This window comes from Micromonospora radicis (assembly GCF_003583405.1).
Taxonomy (GTDB): Bacteria; Actinomycetota; Actinomycetes; order Mycobacteriales; family Micromonosporaceae; genus Micromonospora; species Micromonospora radicis.
This window is the reverse complement of sequence record NZ_QXEC01000002.1, coordinates 284886-311418: the sequence shown is the minus strand read 5'-3', so window position 1 is coordinate 311418 and position 26533 is coordinate 284886. Positions and strand designations below refer to the sequence as shown.

Genomic DNA, 26533 nt, shown 5'->3' with positions numbered 1-26533 from the left:
CGGGCCCGAGGTGTGTCCGGGACCGGCCGAACGGTACGCGGTCACTCGCCCGCGCCGCGCAGCCCCTCCAGGACCTCCTCCAGTTCGTCCGGCTTGACCAGCACGTCGCGGGCCTTGGAGCCCTCGGAGGGGCCGACCACGCCGCGGGTCTCCATCAGGTCCATCAGCCGGCCCGCCTTCGCGAAACCGACCCGCAGCTTGCGCTGCAACATGGAGGTCGAGCCGAACTGCGAGGTGACCACCAGTTCGACCGCCTGCACCAGCAGGTCCAGGTCGTCGCCGATGTCCTCGTCGATCTTCTTCTTGCCGTCCTGCGCGGGGGCCAGCACGTCCGGGCGGAACTCCGGCTCACGCTGGTCCTTGCAGAACTTGACCACGTCGTTGATCTCGCGCTCGGTGACCCAGGCGCCCTGGATCCGCACCGGCTTCGACGCGCCCATCGGCAGGAACAACCCGTCGCCCCGGCCGAGCAGCTTCTCCGCGCCCGGCTGGTCGAGGATGACCCGCGAGTCGGCGAGTGACGAGGTGGCGAACGCCAGCCGGGACGGCACGTTGGCCTTGATCAGGCCGGTCACCACGTCGACCGAGGGGCGCTGGGTGGCGAGCACCAGGTGGATGCCGGCGGCCCGGGCGAGCTGGGTGATCCGGACGATGGAGTCCTCCACGTCGCGGGGCGCGACCATCATCAGGTCGGCCAGCTCGTCCACGATCACCAGCAGGTACGGGTACGGGCGCAGCTCGCGCTCGCTGCCCGGTGGCGCCTTGATCTCGCCGTTGCGTACCTTCCGGTTGAAGTCGTCGATGTGCCGGACCCCGTTCGCGGCGAGGTCGTCGTAGCGCATGTCCATCTCACGGACGACCCACTCCAGCGAGTCGGCCGCCTTCTTGGCGTTCGTCACGATCGGCGTGACCAGGTGCGGGATCCCCTCGTAGCCGGTCATCTCGACCCGCTTCGGGTCGATCAGCAGCAGCCGCACCTCGTCCGGCGTGGCCCGGGTCAGAATGGACATCAGCAGGCTGTTCAGGCAGCTCGACTTGCCCGCGCCGGTGGCGCCCGCGATCAGGATGTGCGGCATCTTGGCGAGGTTGGCCACCACGTAGCCGCCCTCGATGTCCTTGCCGAGGGCGACCAGCATCGGGTGGTGGTCGCTGGTGGCGGCCCGGGAGCGGAGCACGTCGCCGAGGGCCACGTTCTCCGGGTCGGTGTTCGGGATCTCCACGCCCACCGCGCTCTTGCCCGGGATCGGGCTGAGGATGCGGACGTCCGGCGACTTCACCGCGTACGCGATGTTGCGGGAGAGCTGGGTGATCCGCTCGACCTTGACCCCGTGCCCCAGCTCGACCTCGTAGCGGGTGACCGTCGGACCACGGGTGAACCCGGTGACCGCGGCGTCCACGTCGAACTGCTCGAAGACGCCGGTCAGCGCGGCGATCACCTCGTCGTTGGCCTTGCTGCGGGTCTTCGGCGCGGCGCCGCTGCCGAGTATGTTCGCCGGGGGCAGGGTGTAGTCGCCGGCCAGGCCGGTCAGCGCCAACTGCTCGGCCCGGGTCGGCGCGGGCGAGTGCTCCGGCGGTTCGGCCGGCCTGCGGCTCGCCGGCACCCGGGACGGCGCCTTGCGTGGCAGAACGACGGTCTCCTGCAGGTCCACGTCGTCCAGGTCGTCGAAGTCGTCCGGATCGACCGGCGGTGGGGTCCGCTTCGTCGGGCGACGCCGGGCCGGCGCGGCGGTGGCCTCCTCGGTCTCCGGGTCGTCCTGGCCCACCACGGCACCGGCGAGCAGGCCGAGCCGCTCGGGAATCTTGTTGATCGGGGTGGCGGTGACCACCAGCAGGCCGAAGACGAGCAGCAGGATCAGCAGCGGTACCGCGACCCAGGCGGTGACCGCGCGTTCCAACAGGCTGCCCACACCCGCACCCACCAGGCCGCCGGCGAAGTCACGCTCGACCGGATCGACCGGCTGCTGACCGATGTGCAGCATCGCGGCGGTGGCGACCAGCATGGAACCCCAGCCGACCAGCCCCCGCCCCCGGTGCTCGGGGTCGCCGGGCTGGCGCATCAACCGCCAGGCACCGATGCCGAGCAGCACCGGCACCACGATCGAGATGGCGCCGAGGAAGAGCCGGACCGTGTCGGCCAGCCGGGCACCGACCGGACCGGCGGCCGAGAACCAGAGCGCCGCGGCGCTGAGCAGAGCGAGCCCGATCACGAACAGCCCGGCACCGTCACGGCGGTGCTCCGGGTCGAGGTCGCGGGCCGAGGCGGCCTGCCGGCCGGCGGCGCGTACCGCCCAGCCGACGCCGTGCGCCAGGCCCATCCAGAGCGCACCGACCGCCCGACCGACGTAGGCGGCCGGGCCCGGACCCCGGGCCGGGGCACGGCGACGCGCGGACGTGCTGGTCTTCTTGGCCGGTTGACGGGCACGGTTGTTCGCGCCACCGCGCGGCGACGCGCCGCGCCGCCGGCTCGCCTGAGAGGTACGGCCCGCCATAGCATCACCGTAACGGCGGGCCCCGCGATACGCCGGTCTTCCTGGTCGCGTCCGCGTGTCGCAGCGCGACCCCCACCGTGTGCCGTGATATCTGCCTGGCGAAGGGGTGCCGATGGCGTCGCCGGAGTTCGAGGACGATCTGGACGGTCCGCTGGCCGGGCACCCGGCCGAGCTGCGGCCGTTGACCCACGACCTCGTCGCCGCCGTGCTCGCCAACCGGGGGCACCCGGTGACCGTCGACCCCGGCGGGAGCCTGGTCGGCCGCTGGCCCGACGCGCACATCTGGTTCCTGCGCAGCGGTGACGCCGGGGAACTGCTCCAGGTCCGTACCGTCGCCATCCACCCCTTTCCGGTCGAGACCGTGCCCACGCTGCACGAGTTCTGCAACAGCTGGAACCGGGACCGGTTCTGGCCGAAGGCCTTCGTCCACGTCGACGACGCCGGCCGGGCCCGGGTCTGCGGTGAGGTGACCACCGACCTGGAACGGGGGGTCACCCCGCACCAACTGGACCGGCTGCTCGACCGGGGCGTCCGCGCCGGCTGCCGGCTGGTCGCCGAGGTGGGCCGGCTGGCGGGGACGGCGCGACCGTGACCGGGTGGACCACCGGCGGCCGGGCACGCCCACGATCCGCGCTGCCCGGCGGCGCGCGGGCCGATCGGCGGGCCGCCGACGCGCTGGTCGAGGCCCGGGACATGCCCGACGGTGAGGCCCGCATCGCCGAACTGGAACGCGTCGCCGCGCTCGCCGAGGCCACCGGTGACCCACGGGCCGCGGTGGACGCCTGGTCCGAACTTGTCGAGGCCCACCTGCGTGGGGGCGAACGCTGGCGGCTCGTCGAGCCGGTCCGGCGCTGCCTCGACGCGGCGACCCGGTCCCGCCCCCCGGCCGGGTCCGCCCACCGCGTCGGGCCAGACGACGAGACGTCACGGCGCTACCAGCGGTACGCCGTCGAGGCGCTGCTCGGCACCCCCCGCATCGGGCTCGACCAGGCCCGGAACCTGCTCGACGGGTTGACCGACCCGGTCCGGACCGACGACGAGTCGGCGCTGGTGGCCCAGTTGCGCTGCCGCGTCGCCGAGCACGTCGGCGACGAACCCGCCGCCCGGCACTGGCTGCGCCGTTGGCGGGCCGCCGCGCCGGACCCGGCCGCCGGCTGCCCCGACTGTCTGCCGGTACGCCAGGCCGAACTGCTCGCCGGTTGGGGCGACTGGGCGGAGGCGCTCGCCGCCGTCGAGCCGGTACTCGACGGCCCCGCCCACTGCACCGCCCAGCCGGAGGCGGCCCTGGCGGGCGCCTTGCTGCCCTGGTTGCGGGCGGGCGCGGCGCAGCGGGCGGCCCAGGCGCACGTCCGGGCGTACCGCCGGCACCGGTCGGCCCCCGACGGGTTCGCCCACCTCGCCACCCACCTGCGCTACTGCGCACTCGGCGGGCACCTCGACCGGGGGCTGGAGATCCTCGTCGAACAGTTGCCGCGACTGGACCAGCCGCACGACGACCTGTCCGTGATGGAGTTCGCCGCGGCGGGCGCGCTGGTCTGCGCCCTCGCCGCCGAGGGCCGCGACGACCGGACGGTACGCCGGCCGGCGTACCGGGGCCGGCCGGTCGCCGTGGTGCCGGTGACCGCCCTCGGTGCCGACCTGCTCGCCGCCGCCACCGCCCTGGCCGGCAGCTTCGACGCCCGCAACGGCACCGGTCACCAGTCCGGTCGGATGGCCGCCTGGCTGGCCGAACGACCGACCGCACCGCCGGTGCCGTTGCCCGACGACGACCCGGCCTCACCGACCGACGAGGCGAGCGACGAGGCGAGCGACGGGCCGTGGGGCACCGACGGGCCGTGGGGGCACCAGGGTGTCGGGGACGACGATTCCAGGGCGGACAGCGCCGGGGACGACGACGGGCCGTCGGCGCGGGAGGTGGGCGCGCTGACCGTGGAGATGATCACCACCGTGCTGGATCGGCGCGGCGACGGGTACACCCTCGACGCCGCCGGCACGGTGCTCGGCCGCTGGGGCGCCGCGGTGATCCAGTTCCGGCGGGCCGGGGAACGCGGCGACGTCCTGCACGCACGGGTGGTCGCCGACCGCCGGCTGCCGGCCACCCGCCGCGCCGAGGCGTACGCGTTCTGCAACGGGTGGAACCGGGATCGGCTGCTACCCAAGGCGTACGTGCACGACCCCGGCGACGGTGACCTGGTGCTCGCCGGTGAGGTCGCCACCGACCTGGCGTACGGGGTGGCCCCGACCCAGGTCACGGTCCTGGTCGACGCGGCGGTACGGACCGGCGTCGCGTACGCCGAGGCGGTCGCCGCGCTGCCCTGACCCCGAGCGGACCGGCCCCGGGTTCGGCCGCGGTGGCGGCCAACGGCGCAGGCGGCGGCGCGATCGGCGGCGCAGCGGACCCCGGCCCCGGCGGCGGGCCCGGCAGGTCCAGCACCCCGCCGGGCCCGACCGGATCAGCGCCGGCCGCTCAGCGAGCGGAAGTTCTGCGTGGTGACCAGGGTCAGGTTGTTCCGTTGCAGGATCTCGTTGACCGGCTGGTAGAACGTCGTGCCGCCACGGACGCAGTCACCCGAGCCGCCGGAGGTGACGCCCTGCGCCTGGTTGCCGGAGATCCACGAACCGCCGGAGTCGCCCGGTTCGGCGCACACGTTGGTCCGGACCAGGCCGCTGACCAGTCCTTCGGGGTAGCGCACGGTTGCGTTGCGGGCCTGCACCGTGCCGCAGCGGACCCCGGTGGTGGAACCGGACCGGCAGATCGACGAGCCGGCCGGCACCTCCTGGGAGCCGGCGACCCGGGCGATGCCGCCCCGGAAGTCGGTCACCTCCGGCAGCACCGTGGTGTTGCTGTTCACCTGAACGAAGGCCCAGTCGTCGCCGGGGAAGGAGGAGGCCCGGAAGACGCCCTGCGGTGATCCGTCGAAGTGGGTGGTGCGGTCGCCGACCCGGCCGCAGTGTCCGGCGGTGACGAAGCCACCCACCACCGCGAAGCCGACGGAGCAGCGGCCGGCGCCGTTCAGGTACGCCTCGCCGCCGCGTACGTCGACGAAGAGCCGCGGCTGCGCCTCGGTGGCCATCCGGACCGCCTGCCGGGGCACCCCGGCGCGGGCCACGAACCGCCAGCCGGCCGACTCGGAGCCCGGCTCGGCGAGCACCACGACGCTGTTCGAGGCGACGTCGACGTACCAGCCCGAGACCTGCTGAGCCCCGGCCGCGGCCCGGTCCATCCGGGTCTTCAACGCGTCGAGTTGCCCGACCCCGCGCTCGACCACCTTCGGTACCGCGCCGGTGGCCCGGACCCGCCGCGCCTCGGCGGGATCGGCGACCGCCACGTTGAGCTGACTGCCGTCCGCGCTGAGCCAACTGCCGCCGTAGTCCGCGCCGAGTTCGGTCCGCAACTGGTCGACCACCCCGGTCGCCCAGCGTTCGGTCTTCAGCCGCGCCGCGACCTGCGCCTGGTCCAGGCCCAGGTCGCGGCGCAGCGCCTCGACGACCTCCGGATCCGCGCCCTCGACCACCGCCGGGCCGGTCGGCGGCGCGCTACGCGGCGCGCCGCCGTCACCGGCGAACGACGGCAGGGTCACCGCCGCCGCCGCGCCCACCGCCGCCACCACGACACCGATGGCTGTGAATCTCCTGCGGTCCATCCGCCACGCTCCTCCCGGCCGGCGTGGGCACGCCTGCCGGGTCGGAGTACGGGCGAATCGCCCGAACGGTTCAGACTTCCACGACAGTGGGGACGATCATCGGGCGTCGGCGGTAGGCGTCGTTGACCCAGCGGCCCACGGTCCGGCGGACGATCTGCTGGAGCTGGTGCGGGTCGGTGATGCCGTCCGCGGCGGCCCGGTTGAGCGCCTCGGTGACCAACGGGATCACCGCGTTGAACGCCGCCTGGTCCTCGGAGAAGCCCTTGGCCGACACCGTCGGGCCGGCGACCACCTTGCCGGTGACCGAGTCCACCACGACGGTCGCGGCGATGAACCCGCCGTCACCGAGGATCCGCCGCTCGGTGAGCAGCGACTCGCTGACGTCACCGACGGCCAGGCCGTCGACGTAGACGTACCGGCTCTTGACGTGCCCGACCAGACTGGCCCGCCCCTCCACCAGGTCGACCACGTCGCCGTCCTCGCAGAGCACCACCCGGTCCGGCGCGACACCGGACTCGATGCCGAGCCGGGCGTGCGCGCGCAGGTGCCGCCACTCGCCGTGCACCGGCATCAGGTTGCTGGGGCGTACGACGTTGAGCAGGTAGAGCAGCTCACCGGCGGGGGCGTGCCCGGAGACGTGCACCTTGGCCACGTCCTTGTGCACCACCACCGCACCGGCGCGGGCCAGCCGGTTGATCACCCGATAGACCGACGTCTCGTTGCCGGGCACCAGCGACGAGGCCAGCACCACCGTGTCGCCCGGGGCGATGGTGATGTGCCGGTGGTCGCCGCTGGCCATCCGCCCCAGGGCGCTCATCGGTTCGCCCTGCGAGCCGGTGGACATCAACACGATCTGTTCCGGCGGCATCGAGGTCGCCTCGTCGAGGCCGACGACCAGCCCGGCGGGGATGTTGAGCAGCCCCAGGTCGCGGGCGATCCCCATGTTGCGCACCATGGACCGGCCGATCAGCGCGACCTTGCGGTTGTGCTCGACCGCCGAGTCGAAGACCTGCTGCACCCGGTGCACGTGCGAGGCGAACGAGGCGACGATGATGCGGCCCCGGGCCCGAGCGAAGATCGAGTCGAGGACCGGGCCGATCTCCCGCTCCGGCGTGACGAAGCCGGGGATCTCCGCGTTGGTGGAGTCCGACAGCAGCAGGTCGACGCCCTCGGCGCCGAGCCGGGCGAAGCCGGCCAGGTCGGTGATCCGGCCGTCCAGCGGCAGTTGGTCCATCTTGAAGTCGCCGGTGTGCAGCACCAGCCCGGCCGGGGTACGGATGGCCACCGCCAGCGCGTCCGGAATCGAGTGGTTCACGGCGAAGAACTCGCACTCGAACGGGCCGAGCCGTTCCCGGCCGCCCTCGCGCACCGTCAGCGTGTACGGCTGGATCCGCCGCTCGGCCAGCTTCGCCTCGACAAGTGCGAGGGTGAACTGCGAGCCGACCAACGGGATGTCGGACTTGTGGGCGAGCAGGTACGGCACCGCACCGATGTGGTCCTCGTGACCGTGGGTCAGCACGATCGCCTGGATGTCGTCGAGCCGGTCGAGGATGGGCCCGAAGTCGGGCAGGATCAGGTCGACGCCGGGCTGCTCCACATCGGGAAAGAGCACACCGCAGTCGACGACCAGCAACTTCCCGTCGTACTCGAAGACGGTCATGTTCCGACCGATGGCGCCGAGCCCACCGAGCGGGATGATCCGCAATCCGCCCTCCGGCAGCGGCGGGGGAAGTTGGGCCTCCTCGTTGTGCGCCTCGGTCACGCGTTCACCTCATTCTGCGACACCGTCACCCGGCGTCGGTACGGTCGTTTGATCATTCGGCAAGTGGCAGGCCCGCTGCCGCGCAGTCGGCGCGCAGCTGGGCCAGCTGGTCTTCGGTGGCATCCACCAACGGCGGCCGGACCGGGCCGGCCGGCAGGCCCTGCACGGTCAGCCCGGCCTTGACCAGGATCGTGCCCTGGGTACGGAAGATGCCCGTGAACAGCGGCAGCAGTCGACGGTGCAGCGCCAACGCGGTCGCCATGTCCCCCGCGTCGTACGCGTCGATCATCTGCTTGGTCGCGGCACCGGTGAAGTGCGTCGAGGTGCCGACCACGCCGACCGCGCCGACGGCCAGCGCGGGCAGGGTCAACGAGTCCTCGCCGCTGTAGAACGCCAGCTCGGTACGGCTGGTCACCCAACTGGTCGCGGTCAGGTCACTCTTGGCGTCCTTCACCGCGACGATCCGGCCGTGTTCGGCGAGACGGACCAACGTCTCCGTCTCGATCGGCACACCCGACCGGTGCGGGATGTCGTAGAGCATCACCGGCAGCCCGGACGCGTCGGCCACGGCGGTGAAGTGACGCAGCAACCCGGCCTGCGGCGGCTTGTTGTAGTACGGCGTGACCACCAGCAGCCCGTGCGCGCCGGCCTTCTCCGCCGCAGCAGACAGCTCGATGGTGTGCCGGGTGTCGTTGGTACCGACCCCCGCCAGCACCCGCGCGCGGTCACCCACGGCCTCCACCACGACGCGGATCAGCAGTTCCTTCTCGGCGTCGGTGGTGGTCGGCGACTCGCCGGTGGTGCCGTTGACCACCAGCGCGTCGTTGCCCTGCGTCGCGACGAGGTGGTCCGCCAGCCGGGCGGCACCGTCGAGGTCGAGCGCGCCGTCGGCGGTGAACGGGCTGACCATGGCCGTGATCACCCGACCGAAGGGGCGGGACACCGCCCGAACCGGTGTGTCAACGTGGTCGTGCGTCATGAAGACAACCTAGCGGACAGCCGGCGGGGGTCCGCCGGGGAAGGGCTCATGACCCCTCGGCGTGCGGGCGGACGGCCGTTCATGACCCTGGGCGTACGGGCGGGCGCCCGCTCAGGACTGCTGGGCGTACGGGCTGGCCGCCACCTCGGTGCCGTCGGGCAACGTGGAGATGGCGAAGTCGGCGAAGACGTTCGGCGCGACCCGCTGCAACTGCCGCAGGCACTCCACCGCCAGCTCCCGGATCTCCACGTCGGCGTGCTCGGTGGCGCGCATCGCGATGAAGTGTCGCCACGCCCGGTAGTTCCCGCTCACCACGATCCGGGTCTCGGTGGCGTTGGGCAGTACCGCACGGGCCGCCTGCCGGGCCTGCTTGCGCCGCAGTGTCGGGTTCGGCTCGTCGGCGAAGCGCTGCTCAAGCCCTTCCAGCAGCTCGTTGTACGCGCGTACGCTCGCTTCCGCCGCCTCGACGAACCGCTTGTGCAGCTCCGGGTCCTCGGCGATGACGGTCGGCTCGACCATCGCCGCGTCCCGCTCCGGCACGTACCGCTGGGACAGCTGCGAGTACGAGAAGTGCCGGTGCCGGATCAGCTCATGCGTGAACGAGCGGGACACGCCGGTGAAGTAGAAACTCACCGAACCGTGCTCCAGCACCGAGAGGTGCCCGACCTCCAGGATGTGTGCCAGGTAGCCGGCGTTGGTCGCGGTGACCGGGTTCGGCTTCTTCCAGCTCTGGTAGCAGGCCCGCCCGGCGAACTCCGCGAGCGCCTGCCCCCCGTCGGCATCCGTCGACCACGGCACGTCCTGCGGCGGGTCGAAGTGGGTCCACGCGATCAGCTTGACCTGGGGCTGCACCATCTCCGGCATGACGCGACTCTAACCCCACCCACCCCGCACGCCCTCCCCGCCCCGCCCCGCGCGCCCTCTCCGCCCCGCCCCGCACGAGATCTTGCACCTATGGTCGGCGAAGTGCACCCTTCACACCGTGAAGGGCGTGCGCGGGGGTTAGACGTATAGGGCGGTGAAGGGGGGCCAGGGGAGGTTGCGGGCCACCGAGAAGGCCAGCCAGGCGCCCAGGAAGACGCCGACCAGCTTCGGGCCCACCCGCAGCTCCGGCAGCCGCCAGCCGAACGCCTGCTTGCCCGCCCAGGCGACGAAGAAGTACGCCAGGAAAGGCAACGCGAGGACGAAGAGGAAGTGGTGCCGGGCGGCCGCCGGCAGGTCGGCGTGCAGCACGTACCAGAGGGCCCGAGTGCCACCACAGCCCGGACAGTCCAGCCCGGTGGTCAGCTTGAGCAGACAGGTCGGCAGGGCATCCGGCGCCGACCGGGTGGGATCGCTGAGCAGCGTGTAACCGATGCCGGCGGCGACGCAGCCGACCGCGGCCAGCGGCACCACCCAGCGCGGGGTGCGGTCGTAGAGCCGGGCGACGAACCGGGAGAGCCGGTCCGGCTCGGCCACCGGGTAGCCGGCCGGGTAGCCCGCCGGCCATCCACCAGGCCCGACACCGCCCGACCCCACACCATCAGGCCCGACCTCGCCCGGCCCGATACCGCCCGGCCCGAGAGCATCCGGTCCGGGACCGTGCGGACCGGCGCCGTCTGGCCCGGCAGCGAGCGGCTCGCCGGTCGGTGGCGGTGGCTGGGCAGCCGGTCGGTCAACACTCGTCACGAAGCTCACCGTACACCGGCGACGCCCACCAACGCGGCGGCCAGCGGGGCGGCCAGGTCGCCGGCGGCCGGCGGTGCCACCGCGTCCAGACCGAGCCAGCCGGCCAGCCGGTACAGCTCGGCGGCGAGCGCCACGGCCGTCTCGCCGGGATCGACGCCCGGCTCGGCCCAGGCGGCCGGCACCAGCAGTACCCCCGCCTTGCGGTCGGCCTTCAGGTCGACCCGGGCGGTGAACCGCTCACCCTGCCGGAACGGCAGCACGTAGTACCCGTGCACCCGCTGCGGTGCCGGCACGTAGATCTCGATGCGGTAGCTGAAGTCGAACAGCCGCTCGGTGCGGGCACGTTCCCAGACCAGCGGGTCGAAGGGGCTGACCAGCGTGTTGCCGCGGACCCAGCGGGGCAGCCGGGCGTCGGCGTGCAGCCAGGCGGGCTGGCGCCAACCCTGCACCGTCACCGGGCGCAGCTGGCCGGCGTCGACCAGGTCGGCGATGGCCTGCCGGGCCCCGGCCACCGGCAGGCGGAAGTAGTCGCGTAACTCCGCCTCCGCGGCCACGCCGAGCGAGCGGGCAGCGATGCCGACCAGCGTGCGGTACGCCTCGGCGTCGCTCGGGGTGGGCGCGTCGAGGACCGCCGCGGGCAGCACCCGCTCGGGTACGTCGTAGCGACGGGCGAACGAGGTGGTGCGCTGCGCGGCGCACACCTCGCCGGCCCAGAAGAGGTACTCCAGTGCCTGTTTCACCGCCGACCAGTTCCACCCCCAGTTGCCGGTCTGGCGCGGCGCGTCGTGCTCGATCTCGGCGACCGTGAGCGGGCCCCGGGCGGCCACCTCGTCGCGTACCCAGGCCACCAGCTTCGGCTGGTCCTGGGCGATGCGGCGCATGCCACCCCAGGCGTCGGAATGTGCCCGGGCCATCCGCCAGCGCAGCGCCGGATGCAGACCGACCGGCACCAGGGACGCCTCGTGTCCCCAGTACTCGAACAGCTCGCGGGGGCGTCGGTAGGCGGCCGAGTCGAGCAGCGCGGTCGGGTAGGGCCCGATGCGGCTGTAGAGCGGCAGGTAGTGCGCCCGTTGCAGCACGTTCACCGAATCCATCTGGATCAGACCGACCCGGTCGAGCACCCGGCGCAGGTGACGGCGGGTGGGCGCCGCGGTGGGCGCGGGGTCGGCGAAGCCCTGTGCGGCCAGCGCGATCCGCCGGGCCTGGGCGAGCGAGAGCGATTCCGGTGCGACCATCGCAGGCAGGCTACGCCAGACGTACGACACCCGTGCGCGACGCTGGACCTGCCGCGCCCGGCCGCGTAGAACGGCAGACATGCCGACCATCCGCCGGGAGCAACCCGCCGACGCCGAGGCGATCGCCCGGGTGCACGTGAACGGCTGGCGGGCCGGCTACGCCGGGATCATGCCGGACGAGGTGCTGGCCCGGCTCAACCCGGTCGCCTGGGCGCAACGCCGCCGCGATCTGGGTACCGCCGACCCGGAGCACCCCTTCACCACCCTGCTCGCCGAGACCGACGGCGTCCTCGCCGGGTTCACCACCTTCGGCCCGTACCGCAACGACCAGGACCGGGGCGACCTGGATCCGGCGTACGGCGAGGTGGTGGCGATGTACGTGGCGCCGGAGCACTGGGGCGACGGCACCGCGACGGCCCTGTTCGCCGCAGCCCGGACCGGACTGGTCGAGCGGGGGTGGACGGAGTACCGGCTCTGGGTGCTGGCGGACAACCACCGGGCCCGCCGGTTCTACCAGCGGGCCGGACTGTCACCGGACGGTGAGCGGTCGACCTACCAGGTGCCGCTGTCCGGCGGGCGTACGCCGCTCGATCTGGTCGAGCTGCGCTACACCGGCCGGCTCGCCGGGTGAGTCTGGACCGGCCGGCTCGCCGGGTGAGTCCGGCGCCGTCGGCATCGCGGCGGGCCGGCGCAGCGGCAGGAAGGCCAACAGCGCCAGGCTGATCCACACATAGGTGTTGCTGAACAGGAACCCGTCGATCCCGGTGAAGTCACGCTCCCAGGCCCAGACGATCCGGCTGGTCAGGAAGGCGTACCCGACGATCGCGGCGAGCAGCAGGAGACGGCGCCGCCGACTACGCGACGGCGCGGCCATGCCGTTGTCGACCAGCAGCAGCAGGCCCGGCAGCAGCCAGACCAGGTGGTGCACCCAGGTGACCGGGCTGACCAGGCACATCACCGCGCCGGTCAGAGCCAGACCGGCGGCGAAGTCCCCGGCGGACGCGGCGGCGCGGCAGCGCCACACCCACAGCGCCACCGTCGCGGCGACCAGCGCCAGCCAGGCCAGCGTGCTGGGGCTGGTCGGGTCGAGCCGGGCGACCACGCCCCGCAGCGACTGGTTGGAGACGAAGGCCAACTCGCCGACCCGGCCGGTGTTCCACAGCGCGGTGGTCCAGAACTCCCGCGAGGCGTCCGGGAACAGCGCCGCGGCCAGCACCGTCGCCCCGGTCGCGGCGCCCACGGCGGTGACCGCCGCGCGGACGCGGCCGGTGACCAGCAGGTAGACGATGAAGATGCCCGGGGTGAGTTTGATCGCGGTGGCCAGGCCGATGCCGACCCCGGCCCACCGGCTGCCGCCCGGCAACAGCCGGACCAGGTCCACCGCCACCAGGAACAGCAGCAGCGTGTTCACCTGGCCGAAGTTGATGGTCTCGCGCATCGGCTCGAAGGCCGCGGCCAGGCAGAGCGCCACCGCGAAGGCGAACCAGCGGGTCCAGCCGGCCCGCCGCGCCACCGGGTCGAGCAGCCACCAGATCAGTACGGCGCTGGTCGCCACACCGGCGGCCACGCTCACCACGATCGCCGCGTGCCAGGACAGGTACGCCATCGGCAGCATCAGCAACGCGGCGAACGGCGGGTACGTGAAGCCGTACTGGGTTCCCGGGCGCAGGTAGTCGTAGAGTTCCCCGCCATCGCGTGCCCACCAGACCAGCGCACCCCGGTACACCTGCAGGTCGAAGAAGCCGTGCCGGGCCGCCGCCACGGACAGGAAGGCGGCCACCGCGACGGCGAGCACGAGCACCGCGATGATCTGCCCGACCGTCCGCCTGGCACCCTGCGCCACCGTCGCCTCCCTCACCCTGCGTAGGCTGTCGTCCCATGGCTCTCGGGTTTGTCCGCCCGGCGCGTCCCGAGGACGCCGGCGAGATCGCACGTATCCAGCTCGCGACCTGGCGGGTCGCCTACCGACGGCTGCTGCCCCGGCAGGTGCTGGCCGACCTCGACGAGGCGTGGCTCGCCCAACGCTGGGAAGCGGCGGTACGCCAGCCACCCGGCGACAGCCACCGGGTGCTGGTCGCCGTCGAGCAGGCCGAGCAATCGTATCTGGTGGGTTTCGCCGCCTCCGGTCCGGTCGATCCGGAGGCGTTGGCCCCGAACGAGCCCGCCGAAGCGCTCGGACCGGAGGTCGTCGCGGTGACCGACCTGCTCGTGGAGCCGCGCTGGGGTCGGCGTGGACACGGCAGTCGGCTGCTCGCCGCCAGCGTCGACCTGTGGCGGGAGTCCGGTTTCACCCGGGCACTGGCCTGGGTGTTCGAGGGCGACCAGGCGTCCCGCAAGTTCCTCACCACCGCCGGCTGGGAACCCGACGGCGCGGGTCGTGCCCTGGACGTCGACGACATGCTGGTCCCCCAGCTCCGCCTGCACGTCGCCCTCCCCACCGAGCCACCCGAGGCGACCTGACCGGGGGCCCAGCCGAGCGATGCCGAGCGGTGCCGAGCCGAGCCGGCCGAGCCGGCCGAGCCGAGCGAGCCGGCCGAGCCGAGCGGCTACCCGGGCCGGTCGGCTTCAGAACGCTGATTTCACAGTGAAATAAAAATCTCACCATGAAATCACGCCGGTCCCCGGATCTGCTTTGGCCAGGATCCGCGGGCGGACCCGGCCCGGCGGCGCCCGGCCCGGCCGTGCATAACCCGACCAGGGCCGCTCAGTCGAGCAGGGGGTCCAGGGCGAGGGTCAGGCCGGGACGGCTGCGGACCGCGCGGACCGCGAGCAGTACGCCGGGCATGAACGAGACCCGGTCGTACGAGTCGTGCCGGATGGTCAGCGTCTCGCCGGTGGTGCCGAAGAGCACCTCCTGGTGGGCGACCAGCCCGGTGGCCCGGACCGCGTGCACGCGTACCCCGTCGAGGTCGGCACCGCGGGCGCCGGGCACCTCGTCGGCGGTGGCGTCCGGCACCGGCCCGAGACCGGCCTCGGCACGCGCCGCGGCGATCAGGCGGGCGGTGTGCGTGGCGGTGCCACTGGGCGCGTCGAGCTTGCGCGGGTGGTGCTGCTCGATGATCTCGACCGACTCGAAGTACCGGGCCGCCCGGGTGGCGAACTGCATCATCAGTACGGCGCCGATGCCGAAGTTCGGGGCGATCACCACGCCCAGGCCCGGCTTGCCGGCCAGCCAGCCGCGCACCTGGTCGAGGCGCTGCTCGGTGAAGCCGGTGGTGCCGACCACCGCGTGCACGCCATGGTCGACGCACCAGCGCAGATTGTCCATGACGACGTCGGGGGTGGTGAAGTCGACGACCACCTGCGCACCCGCGTCGGTCAGCTCGGACAGTGCGTCGCCCTGGTCGACCGTGGCCACCAGCTTCATGTCCGCTGCTCCGTCGACCGCTTTGCACACCTCGGCGCCCATCCGGCCGCCGGCACCCAGTACGCCGACCCGGATCGTGCCCTGTTCCCGCTCGTCAGTCACGCGGCACAACCTATCCCAATCGTGACGCCGACGACCCACGAGTAACCCACCGCCACGCGAGGTGGCCGGGGGTGCGGGTCAGGTGGGGAAGTCGGAGTTGGCGAACGGCCCCACCACGGCCAGGGACATCGGCCGGGCGAGCAGGTCGGCGGCGAGGGTGTTGACGTCGTCCAGGGTGACCGCGTCGACCCGGTGGAGCAGCTCGTCGACCGGCATCAGGTCACCGTAGAGCAGCTCGCCCTTGGCCAGCCGGCTCATCCGGGAGCCGGTGTCCTCCAGGCCGAGCACGAACGAGCCCTTGCTCATCCCCTTGCCGCGGGCGAGTTCGTCCTCGGTGATGCCGTGCGCGGCGGTCCGGGCCAACTCCGCCCGGGTCAGTTCGAGCACCTCGTTCACCCGCCCTGGCGCGCAGCCGGCATAGACGCCGAACAGGCCGCTGTCGGCGTACTGGCTGGCGTAGGAGTAGACCGAGTAGGCCAGTCCACGCCGCTCGCGAATCTCCTGGAACAGCCGGCTGGACATGCCGCCGCCGAGCACGTTGTTCAGCACGCCGAGGGCGAACCGCCGCTCGTCGACCCGATCGATGCCGGGGCAACCGAGTACGACGTGCGCCTGCTCGGTCTCCTTCGGCTCCACCACGGTGCTGGCGGCCCGGGTGCGTACCGCCGGGTTGGCCGGCCGGTACGGCGCGGGAGTCGCCGGGTCGGTGTCCAGCGGGCTGTCCCGCATCGCCTGCCGGACCAGCCGGACCACGGTGGCGTGGTCGAGGTTGCCGGCGGCGGCGATGACGATCTGCGGTGCCACGTAACGGCGCCGGTAGAAGGACTGGATCTGGCGGCGGGTCATCGGGGTGACCGTGTCGGCGGTACCGGAGATCAGCCGGCCCAGCGGGTGGTCACCGTAGACGGCCCGGGCGAACAGGTCGTGTACCTCGTCGCCGGGCTCGTCGTCGTGCATGGCGATCTCCTCCAGGATCACGCCCCGCTCGGTCTCCACGTCGGCCGGTTCCAGTACCGAGTCGGCGACCAGGTCGCACATCACGTCGATGGCCAGCGGCAGGTCCTCGTCCAACACCCGCGCGTAGTAGCAGGTGTACTCCTTCGTGGTGAAGGCGTTGGTCTCCCCGCCGACCGCCTCGATGGCCGAGGAGATCTCCAGCGCACCCCGCTTGTGGGTGCCCTTGAAGAGCAGATGTTCCAGGAAGTGCGCGGCGCCGGCCTGCGACCCGGTCTCGTCGCGGGAACCCACCGCCACCCAGATGCCGAAGGAGACGCTGCGCATCGCCGGGATCGCCTCGGTCAGTACGCGCAAGCCGCTCGGCAGCACCGTGCGGCGCACCGTACCGCCCAGCGGGTCCTCGCTCAACGTCCGGGTGACCGCCCGGGTCGAGCCGCCGGCCGCGCGCACGGTGCCGGTGGCGTGCCGGGCGCTGCCGGGCGGGGTCGCCGCCGGGCGAGCCGCGGGAAGGGACGAACGCCGGGTGCGACTCACGGCAACCTGCTTCCAGTACGAGAGGGGTGTTCGGTGACGAACCGGCCGGGCGACGATGTCGCCCGGCCGGTCAGCGGTTCAGTACAGCGGTGCGGAGATCAGCTGTGCCGGGTGCGACGCCGGGGACGGGAGTCGCCACCGCCCTCGCCACCGTCGCCGCCGCCCTCGCCCCGCTCTGGGCCACGGCCGCCCCGGTCGCCGCCACGCTCCCGGTCGCCCCGGTCCCGCGGGGCACGGTCGCCCCGGTCCCGGCCGGCCGGCCGGTCCCCGCCCTCCTCGGCGGCAGCCGGTGCCTCGGCACCCTCCGGGCGGACCTTGTCCAGGTAGATCTTGCCGCGCTGGTCGATGTCGGCGATTGCGACCTCGACCCGGTCGCCGACGTTGAGGAAGTCCTCGACCCTCTCGACCCGCTTGCCGTCGCCCACCTTGGAGATGTGCAGCAGGCCGTCGCGGCCGGGCAGCAGCGAGACGAACGCGCCGAACGGCGCGGTCTTGACCACCGTGCCGAGGAAGCGGTCACCGGCCTTCGGCATGGTCGGGTTGGCGATCGCGTTGATCCGCTCGACCGCGGCCTGCGCCGACGGGCCGTTGGTGGCGCCGACGTAGATGGTGCCGTCGTCCTCGATGGAGATCTCGGCGCCGGTCTCGTCCTGGATGGCGTTGATGGTCTGACCCTTCGGCCCGATCACCATGCCGATCTTGTCGACCGGGATCTTCACCGTGGTCACCCGAGGCGCGTAGTCGGACATCTCGGCCGGTGCCTCGATCGCCCGCTGCATCACGTCCAGGATGGTCTGCCGGGCCTCGTACGCCTGCTGCAGCGCGGCGGCCAGCACGTCCGACGGGATGCCGTCGAGCTTGGTGTCCAGCTGCAGGGCGGTGACGAAGTCCCGGGTGCCGGCGACCTTGAAGTCCATGTCACCGAAGGCGTCCTCGGCACCGAGGATGTCGGTCAGCGTCACGTACTGGGTCTTGCCGTCGACCTCGTCGGAGATCAGGCCCATGGCGATGCCGGCCACCGGCGCCTTCAGCGGCACACCGGCGGAGAGCAGGCCCAGCGTGGAGGCGCAGACCGAACCCATCGAGGTGGAGCCGTTGGAGCCGAGCGCCTCGGAGACCTGGCGGATGGCGTACGGGAACTCCTCGCGCGAGGGCAGTACCGGCAACAGCGCCCGCTCGGCGAGGGCACCGTGCCCGATCTCGCGGCGCTTCGGCGAACCGACCCGACCGGTCTCACCGGTCGAGTACGGCGGGAAGTTGTAGTTGTGCATGTAGCGCTTGGACTTCTCCGGGGAGAGGGTGTCCAGCGCCTGCTCCATGCGCAGCATGTTGAGCGTGGTGACGCCGAGGATCTGGGTCTCGCCACGCTCGAACAGCGCCGAGCCGTGCACCCGGGGCAGCACGCCGACCTCGGCGCTGAGCGGACGGATGTCGCGCGGGCCACGGCCGTCGATGCGGACCTGCTCGCGCAGCACCCGGCTACGCACCTCGGACTTGGTCAGCGAGCGGAAGGCGGCGGAGATCTCCTTCTCCCGCCCCTCGAAGCGCGGGCCGACCTCCTCCACCAGGCGGGCCTTCACCGCGTCCAGGGCACCCTCGCGGTCCGCCTTGCCGGCGATCTGCAGCGCCTCGGCGACGTCCGCACGGGCGAACTCGGCCACCGCGTCGTACACGTCGTCCTGGTAGTCCAGGAAGACGGGGAACTCGGCGACCGGCTTGGCGGCCACGTCGGCCAGCTCGCTCTGCGCCCGGCACAGCTCACGGATGGCCGGCTTGGCGGCCTCCAGACCGCTGGCCACGACCTCCTCGGTCGGCGCGGCGGCACCGCCGGCGACCAGCTTGGTGGTGTTCACGGTGGCCTCGGCCTCGACCATCATTATCGCGACGTCGCCGTCCGCCAGGGCGCGACCGGCCACCACCATGTCGAAGGTGGCCCGCTCCAGCTCCTCGTAGGTCGGGAAGGCGACCCACTGGCCGTCGACGTGGGCCATCCGGGTGGCCCCGATCGGACCGGAGAACGGCAGGCCGGAGAGCTTGGTCGACATCGAGGCGGCGTTGATCGCCACCACGTCGTACGGGTGCTGCGGGTCGAGCGCGAGGATGGTCTCGACGACCTGGACCTCGTTGCGCAGGCCCTTGACGAACGACGGGCGCAGCGGCCGGTCGATCAGCCGGCAGGTGAGGATGGCGTCCTCGCTGGGCCGGCCCTCGCGGCGGAAGAACGAGCCGGGGATGCGACCCGCGGCGTACATCCGCTCCTCGACGTCGACGGTCAGCGGGAAGAAGTCGAACTGCTCCTTCGGCTGCTTTCCGGCGGTGGTGGCGGAGAGGACGACCGTCTCGCCGAGCTGGGCGATGACGGAGCCGGCGGCCTGGCGGGCCAGCCGACCGGTGGAGAAGGTGATCTCACGGGTGCCGAACGACCCGTTGTCGATCACGGCGGTACGGGTTTCGGTGCCGAGTTTGGTCTCGGTCATGGTGCGGCAATGCTCCTTCGCATCGGGGGCCACGAGCGGGAGCTGTACCGACGGCCGGTCTTCGATCGAAGCGCCCGGGACCACCGGCGAGATGCCGGGGCGCCCGGAGGCCACTACCGGAGACCGGGTACGCCGACGGCTCCCCTGTCTGGGTGCTCGCGGCCCGTGTCTCGAGGTGGGACGCCGACGGGGAGCGGCCCGGTCAGGGCCGCTCCCCGTCACGTCACCGGCGCAGGCCGAGTCGCTCGATGAGCGACCGGTAGCGGTTGATGTCCTTCTTCTGCACGTAGTTGAGCAGCCGACGGCGGCGGCCGACCAGCAGCAGCAGCCCACGGCGGCTGTGGTGGTCGTGCTTGTGCACCTTCAGGTGCTCGGTGAGGTCAGCGATCCGCTTGGTGAGGACCGCGACCTGCACCTCGGGCGAACCGGTGTCGCCCTCGACGGTCGCGTACTCCTCGCGGATCTTGGCCTTGGACTGCTGGTCGAGCGCCATGTTCTCCCTGTTTCAGTGGGTTGTCGATGTGGTCGGCAGGGGCCAGACTCGGGCACCGCTACCGGACCGTCCTCGCACCCGCGGCGTCGAGCAGACATGCGAGGACCCACGTCGGTCAGCCGACGTCTCCGCCAGCCTACCAGCACCTCGTCCCGATCGCCCGGATGAGGCCCGTCAGGCCAGCGCCCGGCGGGTCCGCTCGACGTCCTGGGCGATCTGGGCGACCAGCGGCTCGATCGAGTCGAACCGGACCTGCCCCCGCAGGTGCGCCACGAAGTCCAGGGCGAGCCGCTCACCGTACAGGTCGCCGGCGAAGTCCAGCGCGTACGCCTCGACCCGACGCTCCCGGCCGGAGAAGGTGGGGTTCGTGCCGATCGACACGGCCGCGCCCAGCGGCTGCCGCTGCCCCCGCCGCACCAGCCGGGCGGCGTAGATGCCGTCGGCGGGGATCGCGGCGTACCGGTGGCAGAGCAGGTTGGCGGTCGGGAAGCCCAGCTCACGACCGCGCTGGTCGCCCCGGACCACCACCCCCTCCAGGCGGTGCGGGCGGCCCAGCGCGGCCGCCGCCGCGGCCACGTCGCCCGCGTCGACGCAGGAGCGGATGTACGTCGAGGAGAAGACGGTCCCGGCCTCGGCCACCAGCGGGGCGCCCTCGACCGCGAAGCCGAACGTACGGCCGAGGCGTTCCAGCAGCGCAACGTCCCCGGCCGCCCGGTGCCCGAAGCGGAAGTTCTCCCCCACCACGACCAGCGCGGCGTGCAGGTGCTCGACCAGCACGTCGTGCACGAACGCCTCGGCGGGCAGCCGGGAGAACTCGGCGGTGAACGGCACCACGCAGAGCACGTCCACCCCCAGCGCCTCGATCAGCTCCGCCTTGCGGGCCGGCTCGCTGAGCACCGCCGGGTGGGACCCGGGCCGGACCACCTCGGCCGGGTGCGGGTCGAAGGTGACCACGACCGACTGCACGCCCAGCTCGCGGGCCCGGGCCACGGTGTGCGCGATGGTCGCCTGATGGCCCTTGTGAACACCGTCGAAGACGCCGATGGTGACGACCGACCGCCCCCAGCCACCCGGCGCCGCGTCGTACCCCCGCCACCGCTGCATGCTGCTCCTCCCTGTCGTACCGCCGGCCGAGGCGGTCGTCCCGCCGCCGGCCGAGGCGGTCGTCCCGCCGCCGGCGTCCCGCCGGTCAGGCCGGGGCGAGCACGATCTCCGCACGGGCCCGGCCGGCCCGCTCGCTGACGATAGCGATCAACCCGCCGGCCGGATCGAAGACCGCGTACGGGCCGGTGTGGCCGACCGGGTCGAGCGGGCCGCCGTGGGAGAGCACCCGCGCCTCGTCCGCGGTGGCGTCCCGGCGCGGGAAGAACCGGCCGGCCGCGGCGGCCAGCGGCAGCTCGACCACCTCGGGGGCGCGTCGTTCCAGCTCGTCGAGGGTGGCGGCCTCGGCGAGGGTGAAGCCACCCACGGCGGTACGCCGCAGCGCGGTGAGGTGACCGCCGACCCGCAGCGCGAGGCCGGCGTCCCGGGCGATCGCCCGGATGTAGGTGCCGGTCGAGCAGGCCACGTCGACGTCTACGTCGACCACGTCCGGCTGGTCGCGCCGGATGGCCAGTACGTCCAGCCGGGACACGGTGACCCGACGGGCCGGCAGGTCGACGCTCTCGCCCTCGCGGACCCGCTTGTACGCCCGCTGACCGTTGATCTTGATGGCGCTCACCGCGCTGGGCACCTGGTCGATCTCGCCCGTCGACGCGCTCAGCGCGGCCCGGATCGCCTCGTCGGTCAGTCCGCCCGCGGGCGCGCTGGCGATCACGTCACCCTCGGCGTCGTCGGTGACGGTCGCCTGTCCGAGCCGGATGGTGGCGGTGTAGCTCTTGTCCGCGCCGATCACGTACGTGAGCAGGCGGGTCGCCCGGCCGACGCCGATCACCAGCACGCCGGTGGCCATCGGGTCGAGGGTGCCGCCGTGCCCGACCCGGCGGGTACGCGCGAACCGGCGGATCCGCGCCACCACGTCGTGCGACGTCATGCCGCCCGGTTTGTCCACCACGATCAGACCGTCTGTGCTCACGACGTGCAAGCCTGCCAGATCCGGTCGGCCGGGTCGGCGGCGGAGGAGCGCCGGGGGCGAAACCGGTTTCCTCGGCTGGTGACGGGGTGTCACGATGGGTGAATCGACGTCGACCGAGGCGAGGCGTCGACGGACCACGGGGAGACCACGATGACCAGGAACGGCAGACCCGCCGGGGCGACCGAGGAACCGGTCGGCCTGCGTACCCCCCGAGCACCGAGCACGCTGCCCGAGTGGATGCTGAATCCGCCACCGCCCCGACGCACCGTCGGGGTCCGGATCGGCCAGGCGGTCCGCGCGCTGCCCGGCGCCGAGCGGCTCCGCCGCCGCTGGCACCGGTGGCAGCTGCGGGAACGCCTCTACCAGCGGTACCCGAACGCGGTAAAGATCCTCGCCATGGTGATCTCCTGGTTCGTAATCATGATTCTGGTGTCGATCGCCTACGCCCTCTACGCCCAGGTCTGATCAGGCGACCCCGCTCGGGGTGCGCTCGGTACGGACCGCGCCGGTCACCGCCCAGGCGCCGCCACGCAGCCGCAGCAGCAGCCCGACCAGGCGGATCACCACGAACAGCAGCAGCCCGCCCCAGATGCCGCCGAGCCCGAGGTCGTAGGCGTAGGCCAGCCAGATCGCCGGCAGGAAGCCGCCGAACGCACCGGCCACGGTGAGGTTGCGCAGGTAGCGGATGTCCCCGGCGCCGATCAGCACCCCGTCCAGGGCGAACACCACACCCGCCAGCGGCAGCATCACCACGAACCAGGGCCAGGCCAGCAACGCCTGCCCGTGCACCGCCGAGTCGGAGCTGAACCAGGTCGGCACCACGCCGGTGCCGGCCGCGGCCAGCGCGGCGAACGCCGCGCCGCAGAGCACGCCGAGCCGGCCGATTCGCCGGGCCAGCGCCCGGGCCGCCGGGGCGTCGTCGGCGCCCAGCGCGGCGCCGACCAGTGCCTGCGCGGCGATGGCCAGCGCGTCGAGCACCAGCGCCGCGAAGAACCACAGCTGCACCGCGATCTGGTGGGCGCCCACCGCGGCGGCGCCGAACCGGGCGGCGACCGCCGTGGCGGACAGGAAGCTGGCCTGGAAGGCCACCCCACGGATCAGCAGGTCCCGGCTGAGCACCAACTGCTGGCCGATGACCCGGGGACGCGGGCGCAGCGCCACCCGCTCGGCCACCAGTGCGGCGGCGAAGAGCACACCGGAGAGGGTCTGCGCGATCACGTTCGCCACCGCCGAGCCGTTCAGGCCCATCCCCAACGGGTACACCAGGATCGGGCAGAGCACCGCGGAGAGCAGGTTGGGCCCGACCACGAAGAGCAGGGGCCGGCGGGTGTCCTGCACGCCGCGCAGCCAGCCGTTCCCGGCCGCGGCCAGCAGCAGACCGGGCGCACCGAACGAGGCGATCCGCAGCCACTCGGCGGCGGCCACCGCGACCTCGCCACCGCCGGCCAGTACGCCGGCCAGCGCGCCACCGCCGAACTGCATGCCGACGACGACCAGCAGGCCCACACCGAAGGCCAGCCAGGACGCCTGGACTCCCTCGGCGACCGCGGCGGCGCGATCACCGGCACCGAAGCGACGGGCGGCCCGCCCGGTCGTGCCGTACGCGACGACGGTGCCCAGCCAGGCGGTGAGGGTCATCACCGTCCCACCGACGGCGACCGCGGCCAGCGGTATCCGACCCAGGTGGCCGACCACGGCGGTGTCGACCAGGACGTAGAGCGGCTCGGCGGCGAGAACCACGAGGGCCGGCAGGGCGAGCGAGGCGATCCGGCGCGGCGAGGCGACCCGGTCGGCGGTGACGGTGGGCTGGCTCATCGCCGCTGATCGTGGCATGCGATGAGTAAGGACAGCAAGGGAGGACGGTACTTACCGGATGCGGCCCGCGCCACACCGGTCCGGCGGCGAGCCGGGCGGAAGGGAGCGGCCGGGTTGCACGGGGCGGGTCAGCCGGCGACGGGCGACCTGTCCGGCGGTGGCGCCGTACGCGCGAGACGGCTCGACGTCACCGCCGGTCGCGTACGGTCACTGACGGGTGTCCATGGAGGTCTGCAGGGCGCGGCGAGCCTGCTCACGGGCCTCGTCGGTGTTCTCGGGCTTGGGCTTGGTGGGCATGGTGGACCCCTTCCAGGGCGCGCACCACCGAGCGCGGCGGCGCGTCACGGGCGGGTGGCGAGAGCGCCCGGACACCGCCTCCGGGATCGCCGGAGCGGCGAGTGGGCGACGTGGCGGCCCGGGTCGATCGACCCTGGAGGGAAGCGGCGCCGGGTATGGCTCCGCCCTCCCTTGACCTGCACCAGAAAGGCGCCGGCCGATTCCCAAGTTATCGTTCAGGTCCACATGCTGCGCGCTGTTCCCGCGATCTGGACGAGTCGACTAGCCGTCAACGGGCCAGGAAATGCCAGCCGACCCACCACCAGAAGCCGAACAGGCCGATCCGCCCGACCGGCACCGGCCCCACCTCGTACCGCATCACGTACGCGCAGACCTCGCCCAGCGTCGGTATCCGCGACCCCTCCCGGCGAGCCAGCCACTCGACCAGCCCGAACAGGGCCAGCCCGACCAGGAATCCACCGATCGCCAGCGTCCGCATCATCGCCGCACCAGTCCCCAGAACGCCGACAGCCAGACCAGCCAACCGGCGGAACGCACCAGCCGGTCCTCCAGCAGGGGATCCGCCAGCCGGGAGAAGGTGGGGAAGTCGTCACCGGCCGCGGCGAAGAAGGTGGCCCCCTCGAAGACCCCGAAGACCAGCACCGGCAACGTCCACCAGACGGCGCCCGAGGCGAGCCGCTGCGGCGCCGGCCGGCGCGGCACCCGATTGGTCAGACCGAGCCAGATGAGCACACCACCGGCGCCGAAGACGTACAGGTTCGCCTCCGTCGAGAAGGACGGGAAACGACCGCCCACCAGGGAGAGCGCGACGAGCACCGGCACGCAGACGACCGGACGCTCCCAGGTACGGGGTGCCTCGACGGCGAGTTCGTGGGGTTGCTCCATCATGCGATTCTCCCCGTCCGGTCCAGGCTGGGAAACGTCAACACCCCCGGAGGCGACCCTGATCTCACCCCTGCCGGGCGACACCGCCGTCCGGCGCGGGAGCCGACAGCTCGACCCGGATCCGCTCGACCACCTCGTCGACGGTGCCCCGGCCGGTGAAGCCGGCCGCGAGCCGGTGCCCACCGCCGCCCAACGCGTCCGCCACCCGGGCCACGTCGACCGCGCCCTTGCTGCGTAGCGACACCGCCCACTCGGCCGGTCCGGTCTGCTTGACCACACAGCTCACGTCGGCCTCGGCGGTGCACCGGACCGGATCGATGAGCGCCTCCAGCACGTACGGCCGCTGGTCGTGCCGGGCCAGGTCGTCCAGCGTCGCGTAGGTCCACACCAGGCCGTGCCCACCGGCGGCGGCCGGCTCCAGCCGGGCCCGGCCGAGCACCTCGCCGAAGAGCCGCACCGCGCCGAACGGCCGGCTGTCGAACACCCGCCGTGAGATGTCACCCGGACGGATCCCGGTGGCCAGCAGGCGGGCCGCCATCTCGTGCACGGCCGGGGTGGTCGCGTCGAACCGGAACGAGCCGGTGTCCGTGCTCAGCGCCACGTACAGGCACTCGGCGATGCCGGCGTCGAGCGGGACGTCGAGCCGGGCCAGCAGCTCCTCGGCGACCACCGAGGTCGCCGCGGCGACCGGGTCGACCAGGTTGACGTCACCGAAGCCGGTGTTGGAGGCGTGGTGGTCGAGCACCAGCGCGACCCCGGTGCCGGACAGCCGGTCGGCCAGCGCGCCGAGACGCGACTCGCTCGCCGCGTCGAAGCAGATGACCAGATCCGGCTCCGGCTCCGCCTCCGTCGCCGGCACCAGCAACTCCAGCCCGGGCAGTTCCCGGAACGGCTCCGGCACCTCCGGCGGGCCGGGGAAGGTCGCCTGCAGCCGGCGTACGCCCAGCCGGCGCAGGCCGAGCCCGAAGCCCAGCATGCTGCCCAGCGCGTCCCCGTCCGGGTTGACGTGGCAGATCAGCAACACCCGGCCCTCGGGTGCCAGCCGGCGTACGGCCGCCACCGCCGCGTCCCAGTCGGCCTCGGTCGGGCCCGCCGTGACCGGCGCCGGGCCGGTACCGCCGACCGGGCGGCGCGGCGCCGCGGCGGGATCCACCTCGGTCAGGGCACCGCCCGAGGAGGCGGTCACCGCCGTTCCCCGCCCCGGGCCTCGTCGCCGGCACCGTCGGCGGCCTCGACCTCGTCACCCTCGGCCTCGTCGGCGTCCTCGTCGTCCTCCAGCCGGTACGGCTGGGCGTCGCCCGCGTACTCCGCCTTGGCCGCCAGTCGCTGTACCTCCGCGTCGGCGTTGCGCGCCGCGGCGAGCAGGTCGTCGATGTGCTTGACCTGGTCCTGCACGTCGTCCAGCACGAAGGTCAGGGTCGGCGAGTGGCGCAGACCGAGCGCCTTGCCGACCGTGCTCCGCAGCATGCCCTTGGCGCTGTCCAGCGCGGCGGCGGTACCCGCCTGGGCCGCCGCGTCGCCGAGCACGGTGTAGAAGACCGTGGCGTCGCGCAGGTCGGCGGTGATCCGGGCGTCGGTGATGGTGATCATGCCGAGGCGCGGATCCTTGATCTGGCTCCGCACCACCGACGCGACCAGTTCACGCACCCGCTCCGCGTGCCGGCGTACCTTGGCCGGATCCGTCATCTCGCCACCTCCACGGCGTACCGCTACCGGCCAGGACCGACGACGTCCACGTCGCCGGGCCACACCGGC

The 26533-nt window shown here is 73.0% G+C and carries 24 protein-coding genes; 5 read left to right on the top strand and 19 right to left on the bottom strand.

The annotated features are described in order from the left end of the window. Positions 1-41: 41 nt before the first annotated feature. The gene (locus tag D2L64_RS04070; RefSeq protein WP_119573239.1) at positions 42-2489 is read right to left on the bottom strand and encodes an FtsK/SpoIIIE family DNA translocase; all 2448 of its coding nucleotides are present in this window, start codon (positions 2487-2489) and stop codon (positions 42-44) included. A gap of 112 nt (positions 2490-2601) precedes the next feature. On the opposite strand from D2L64_RS04070, the gene D2L64_RS04065 reads away from it, so the two are divergent. Next, positions 2602-3081 carry a type III secretion system chaperone family protein gene (locus D2L64_RS04065; RefSeq protein WP_119573238.1) on the top strand — a complete coding sequence of 160 codons (480 nt, stop codon included), beginning with the start codon at positions 2602-2604 and terminating at the stop codon, positions 3079-3081. After that, positions 3078-4808, top strand: coding sequence for a YbjN domain-containing protein (locus D2L64_RS04060; RefSeq protein ID WP_407663051.1), 1731 nt, complete (start codon positions 3078-3080; stop codon positions 4806-4808). Before D2L64_RS04065 ends, D2L64_RS04060 begins: the two co-directional genes overlap by 4 nt. 134 nt (positions 4809-4942) lie before the next feature. Here the strand turns inward: D2L64_RS04060 and D2L64_RS04055 are convergent, their stop codons facing one another. From D2L64_RS04055 to D2L64_RS04030, 6 genes are all read right to left on the bottom strand, one after another. Further along, positions 4943-6133: a S1 family peptidase gene (locus D2L64_RS04055; RefSeq protein ID WP_119573236.1), complete on the bottom strand. Its 1191-nt coding sequence runs from the start codon at positions 6131-6133 to the stop codon at positions 4943-4945. Positions 6134-6203: 70 nt separating this feature from the next. Continuing rightward, positions 6204-7895 (bottom strand): ribonuclease J, encoded by a 1692-nt coding sequence (locus tag D2L64_RS04050; protein WP_119573234.1) that lies wholly within the window; start codon positions 7893-7895, stop codon positions 6204-6206. 52 nt (positions 7896-7947) lie between these two features. After that, positions 7948-8874 (bottom strand): 4-hydroxy-tetrahydrodipicolinate synthase, encoded by a 927-nt coding sequence (dapA, locus tag D2L64_RS04045; RefSeq protein WP_119573232.1) that lies wholly within the window; start codon positions 8872-8874, stop codon positions 7948-7950. A gap of 111 nt (positions 8875-8985) precedes the next feature. Then, positions 8986-9729 carry an FAD-dependent thymidylate synthase gene (thyX, locus tag D2L64_RS04040; RefSeq protein ID WP_119573467.1) on the bottom strand — a complete coding sequence of 248 codons (744 nt, stop codon included), beginning with the start codon at positions 9727-9729 and terminating at the stop codon, positions 8986-8988. Positions 9730-9876: 147 nt separating this feature from the next. Continuing rightward, on the bottom strand, positions 9877-10551 hold the full coding sequence (locus D2L64_RS04035) for a DUF2752 domain-containing protein (RefSeq protein WP_407663050.1): 675 nt from the start codon (positions 10549-10551) through the stop codon (positions 9877-9879). Further along, positions 10548-11777, bottom strand: a complete 1230-nt coding sequence (locus D2L64_RS04030) for a winged helix-turn-helix domain-containing protein (protein WP_119573228.1) — start codon at positions 11775-11777, stop codon at positions 10548-10550. The genes D2L64_RS04035 and D2L64_RS04030 overlap by 4 nt, the downstream gene beginning before the upstream one ends. Positions 11778-11856: 79 nt before the next feature. Here D2L64_RS04030 and D2L64_RS04025 point away from each other — a divergent pair, with 79 nt between their 5' ends. Further along, a complete protein-coding gene (locus D2L64_RS04025) occupies positions 11857-12408 on the top strand; it encodes a GNAT family N-acetyltransferase (protein ID WP_119573227.1) in 552 nt (183 codons plus the stop codon). Here the strand turns inward: D2L64_RS04025 and D2L64_RS04020 are convergent. Continuing rightward, on the bottom strand, positions 12307-13620 hold the full coding sequence (locus D2L64_RS04020; protein WP_119573225.1) for a glycosyltransferase family 87 protein: 1314 nt from the start codon (positions 13618-13620) through the stop codon (positions 12307-12309). The genes D2L64_RS04025 and D2L64_RS04020 overlap by 102 nt on opposite strands. 35 nt (positions 13621-13655) lie before the next feature. Between D2L64_RS04020 and D2L64_RS04015 the strand changes: the two genes are divergently transcribed. Beyond that, positions 13656-14237, top strand: a complete 582-nt coding sequence (locus D2L64_RS04015) for a GNAT family N-acetyltransferase (protein WP_119573223.1) — start codon at positions 13656-13658, stop codon at positions 14235-14237. 244 nt (positions 14238-14481) lie between these two features. On the opposite strand, the gene dapB is transcribed toward D2L64_RS04015, so the two are convergent. The 6 genes from dapB to truB form a co-directional block, all read right to left on the bottom strand. Continuing rightward, entirely contained in the window at positions 14482-15255 is a 774-nt protein-coding gene (dapB, locus tag D2L64_RS04010) for a 4-hydroxy-tetrahydrodipicolinate reductase (RefSeq protein WP_407663049.1), read from the bottom strand. A gap of 69 nt (positions 15256-15324) precedes the next feature. Then, entirely contained in the window at positions 15325-16653 is a 1329-nt protein-coding gene (locus tag D2L64_RS04005; protein ID WP_119573466.1) for a M16 family metallopeptidase, read from the bottom strand. Between the two features lie 182 nt (positions 16654-16835). Continuing rightward, complete coding sequence (locus tag D2L64_RS04000; protein WP_119573465.1) at positions 16836-19214, bottom strand: polyribonucleotide nucleotidyltransferase; 2379 nt, start codon at positions 19212-19214, stop codon at positions 16836-16838. Between the two features lie 223 nt (positions 19215-19437). Next, on the bottom strand, positions 19438-19707 hold the full coding sequence (rpsO, locus tag D2L64_RS03995; protein ID WP_111243763.1) for a 30S ribosomal protein S15: 270 nt from the start codon (positions 19705-19707) through the stop codon (positions 19438-19440). A 174-nt stretch (positions 19708-19881) separates the two neighbouring features. Continuing rightward, positions 19882-20811, bottom strand: a complete 930-nt coding sequence (locus D2L64_RS03990) for a bifunctional riboflavin kinase/FAD synthetase (RefSeq protein WP_119573219.1) — start codon at positions 20809-20811, stop codon at positions 19882-19884. Positions 20812-20896: 85 nt separating this feature from the next. Beyond that, positions 20897-21781, bottom strand: coding sequence for a tRNA pseudouridine(55) synthase TruB (truB, locus tag D2L64_RS03985; protein ID WP_119573217.1), 885 nt, complete (start codon positions 21779-21781; stop codon positions 20897-20899). A gap of 150 nt (positions 21782-21931) precedes the next feature. Here truB and D2L64_RS03980 point away from each other — a divergent pair, with 150 nt between their 5' ends. After that, a complete protein-coding gene (locus D2L64_RS03980; protein ID WP_233558747.1) occupies positions 21932-22246 on the top strand; it encodes a hypothetical protein in 315 nt (104 codons plus the stop codon). On the opposite strand, the gene D2L64_RS03975 is transcribed toward D2L64_RS03980, so the two are convergent. The 5 genes from D2L64_RS03975 to rbfA form a co-directional block, all read right to left on the bottom strand. Beyond that, positions 22247-23596 (bottom strand): MATE family efflux transporter, encoded by a 1350-nt coding sequence (locus tag D2L64_RS03975; RefSeq protein WP_119573215.1) that lies wholly within the window; start codon positions 23594-23596, stop codon positions 22247-22249. A gap of 565 nt (positions 23597-24161) precedes the next feature. Further along, on the bottom strand, positions 24162-24371 hold the full coding sequence (locus tag D2L64_RS03970; protein WP_199714404.1) for a DUF6186 family protein: 210 nt from the start codon (positions 24369-24371) through the stop codon (positions 24162-24164). After that, the gene (locus tag D2L64_RS03965) at positions 24371-24778 is read right to left on the bottom strand and encodes a hypothetical protein (protein ID WP_119573463.1); all 408 of its coding nucleotides are present in this window, start codon (positions 24776-24778) and stop codon (positions 24371-24373) included. Before D2L64_RS03965 ends, D2L64_RS03970 begins: the two co-directional genes overlap by 1 nt. A 64-nt stretch (positions 24779-24842) precedes the next feature. After that, positions 24843-25931, bottom strand: coding sequence for a DHH family phosphoesterase (locus D2L64_RS03960; RefSeq protein ID WP_119573462.1), 1089 nt, complete (start codon positions 25929-25931; stop codon positions 24843-24845). A 29-nt stretch (positions 25932-25960) separates the two neighbouring features. Then, positions 25961-26464 (bottom strand): 30S ribosome-binding factor RbfA, encoded by a 504-nt coding sequence (rbfA, locus tag D2L64_RS03955; RefSeq protein WP_119573211.1) that lies wholly within the window; start codon positions 26462-26464, stop codon positions 25961-25963. Positions 26465-26533: the final 69 nt, after the last annotated feature.

Excerpts from the sequence above, each read along its gene's own strand:
- rpsO (WP_111243763.1), bottom strand. The coding sequence starts at position 19,707 with ATGGCGCTCGACCAGCAGTCCAAGGCCAAGATCCGCGAGGAGTACGCG.
- D2L64_RS04030 (WP_119573228.1), bottom strand. The coding sequence starts at position 11,777 with ATGGTCGCACCGGAATCGCTCTCGCTCGCCCAGGCCCGGCGGATCGCG.
- D2L64_RS04055 (WP_119573236.1), bottom strand. The coding sequence starts at position 6,133 with ATGGACCGCAGGAGATTCACAGCCATCGGTGTCGTGGTGGCGGCGGTG.
- D2L64_RS04065 (WP_119573238.1), top strand. The coding sequence starts at position 2,602 with ATGGCGTCGCCGGAGTTCGAGGACGATCTGGACGGTCCGCTGGCCGGG.
- D2L64_RS04070 (WP_119573239.1), bottom strand. The coding sequence starts at position 2,489 with ATGGCGGGCCGTACCTCTCAGGCGAGCCGGCGGCGCGGCGCGTCGCCG.
- D2L64_RS04015 (WP_119573223.1), top strand. The coding sequence starts at position 13,656 with ATGGCTCTCGGGTTTGTCCGCCCGGCGCGTCCCGAGGACGCCGGCGAG.
- D2L64_RS03970 (WP_199714404.1), bottom strand. The coding sequence starts at position 24,371 with ATGCGGACGCTGGCGATCGGTGGATTCCTGGTCGGGCTGGCCCTGTTC.
- D2L64_RS03975 (WP_119573215.1), bottom strand. The coding sequence starts at position 23,596 with ATGAGCCAGCCCACCGTCACCGCCGACCGGGTCGCCTCGCCGCGCCGG.
- D2L64_RS04025 (WP_119573227.1), top strand. The coding sequence starts at position 11,857 with ATGCCGACCATCCGCCGGGAGCAACCCGCCGACGCCGAGGCGATCGCC.
- D2L64_RS03965 (WP_119573463.1), bottom strand. The coding sequence starts at position 24,778 with ATGGAGCAACCCCACGAACTCGCCGTCGAGGCACCCCGTACCTGGGAG.
- D2L64_RS04000 (WP_119573465.1), bottom strand. The coding sequence starts at position 19,214 with ATGACCGAGACCAAACTCGGCACCGAAACCCGTACCGCCGTGATCGAC.
- rbfA (WP_119573211.1), bottom strand. The coding sequence starts at position 26,464 with ATGACGGATCCGGCCAAGGTACGCCGGCACGCGGAGCGGGTGCGTGAA.
- D2L64_RS03990 (WP_119573219.1), bottom strand. The coding sequence starts at position 20,811 with ATGCAGCGGTGGCGGGGGTACGACGCGGCGCCGGGTGGCTGGGGGCGG.
- thyX (WP_119573467.1), bottom strand. The coding sequence starts at position 9,729 with ATGGTGCAGCCCCAGGTCAAGCTGATCGCGTGGACCCACTTCGACCCG.
- D2L64_RS03980 (WP_233558747.1), top strand. The coding sequence starts at position 21,932 with ATGACCAGGAACGGCAGACCCGCCGGGGCGACCGAGGAACCGGTCGGC.
- dapA (WP_119573232.1), bottom strand. The coding sequence starts at position 8,874 with ATGACGCACGACCACGTTGACACACCGGTTCGGGCGGTGTCCCGCCCC.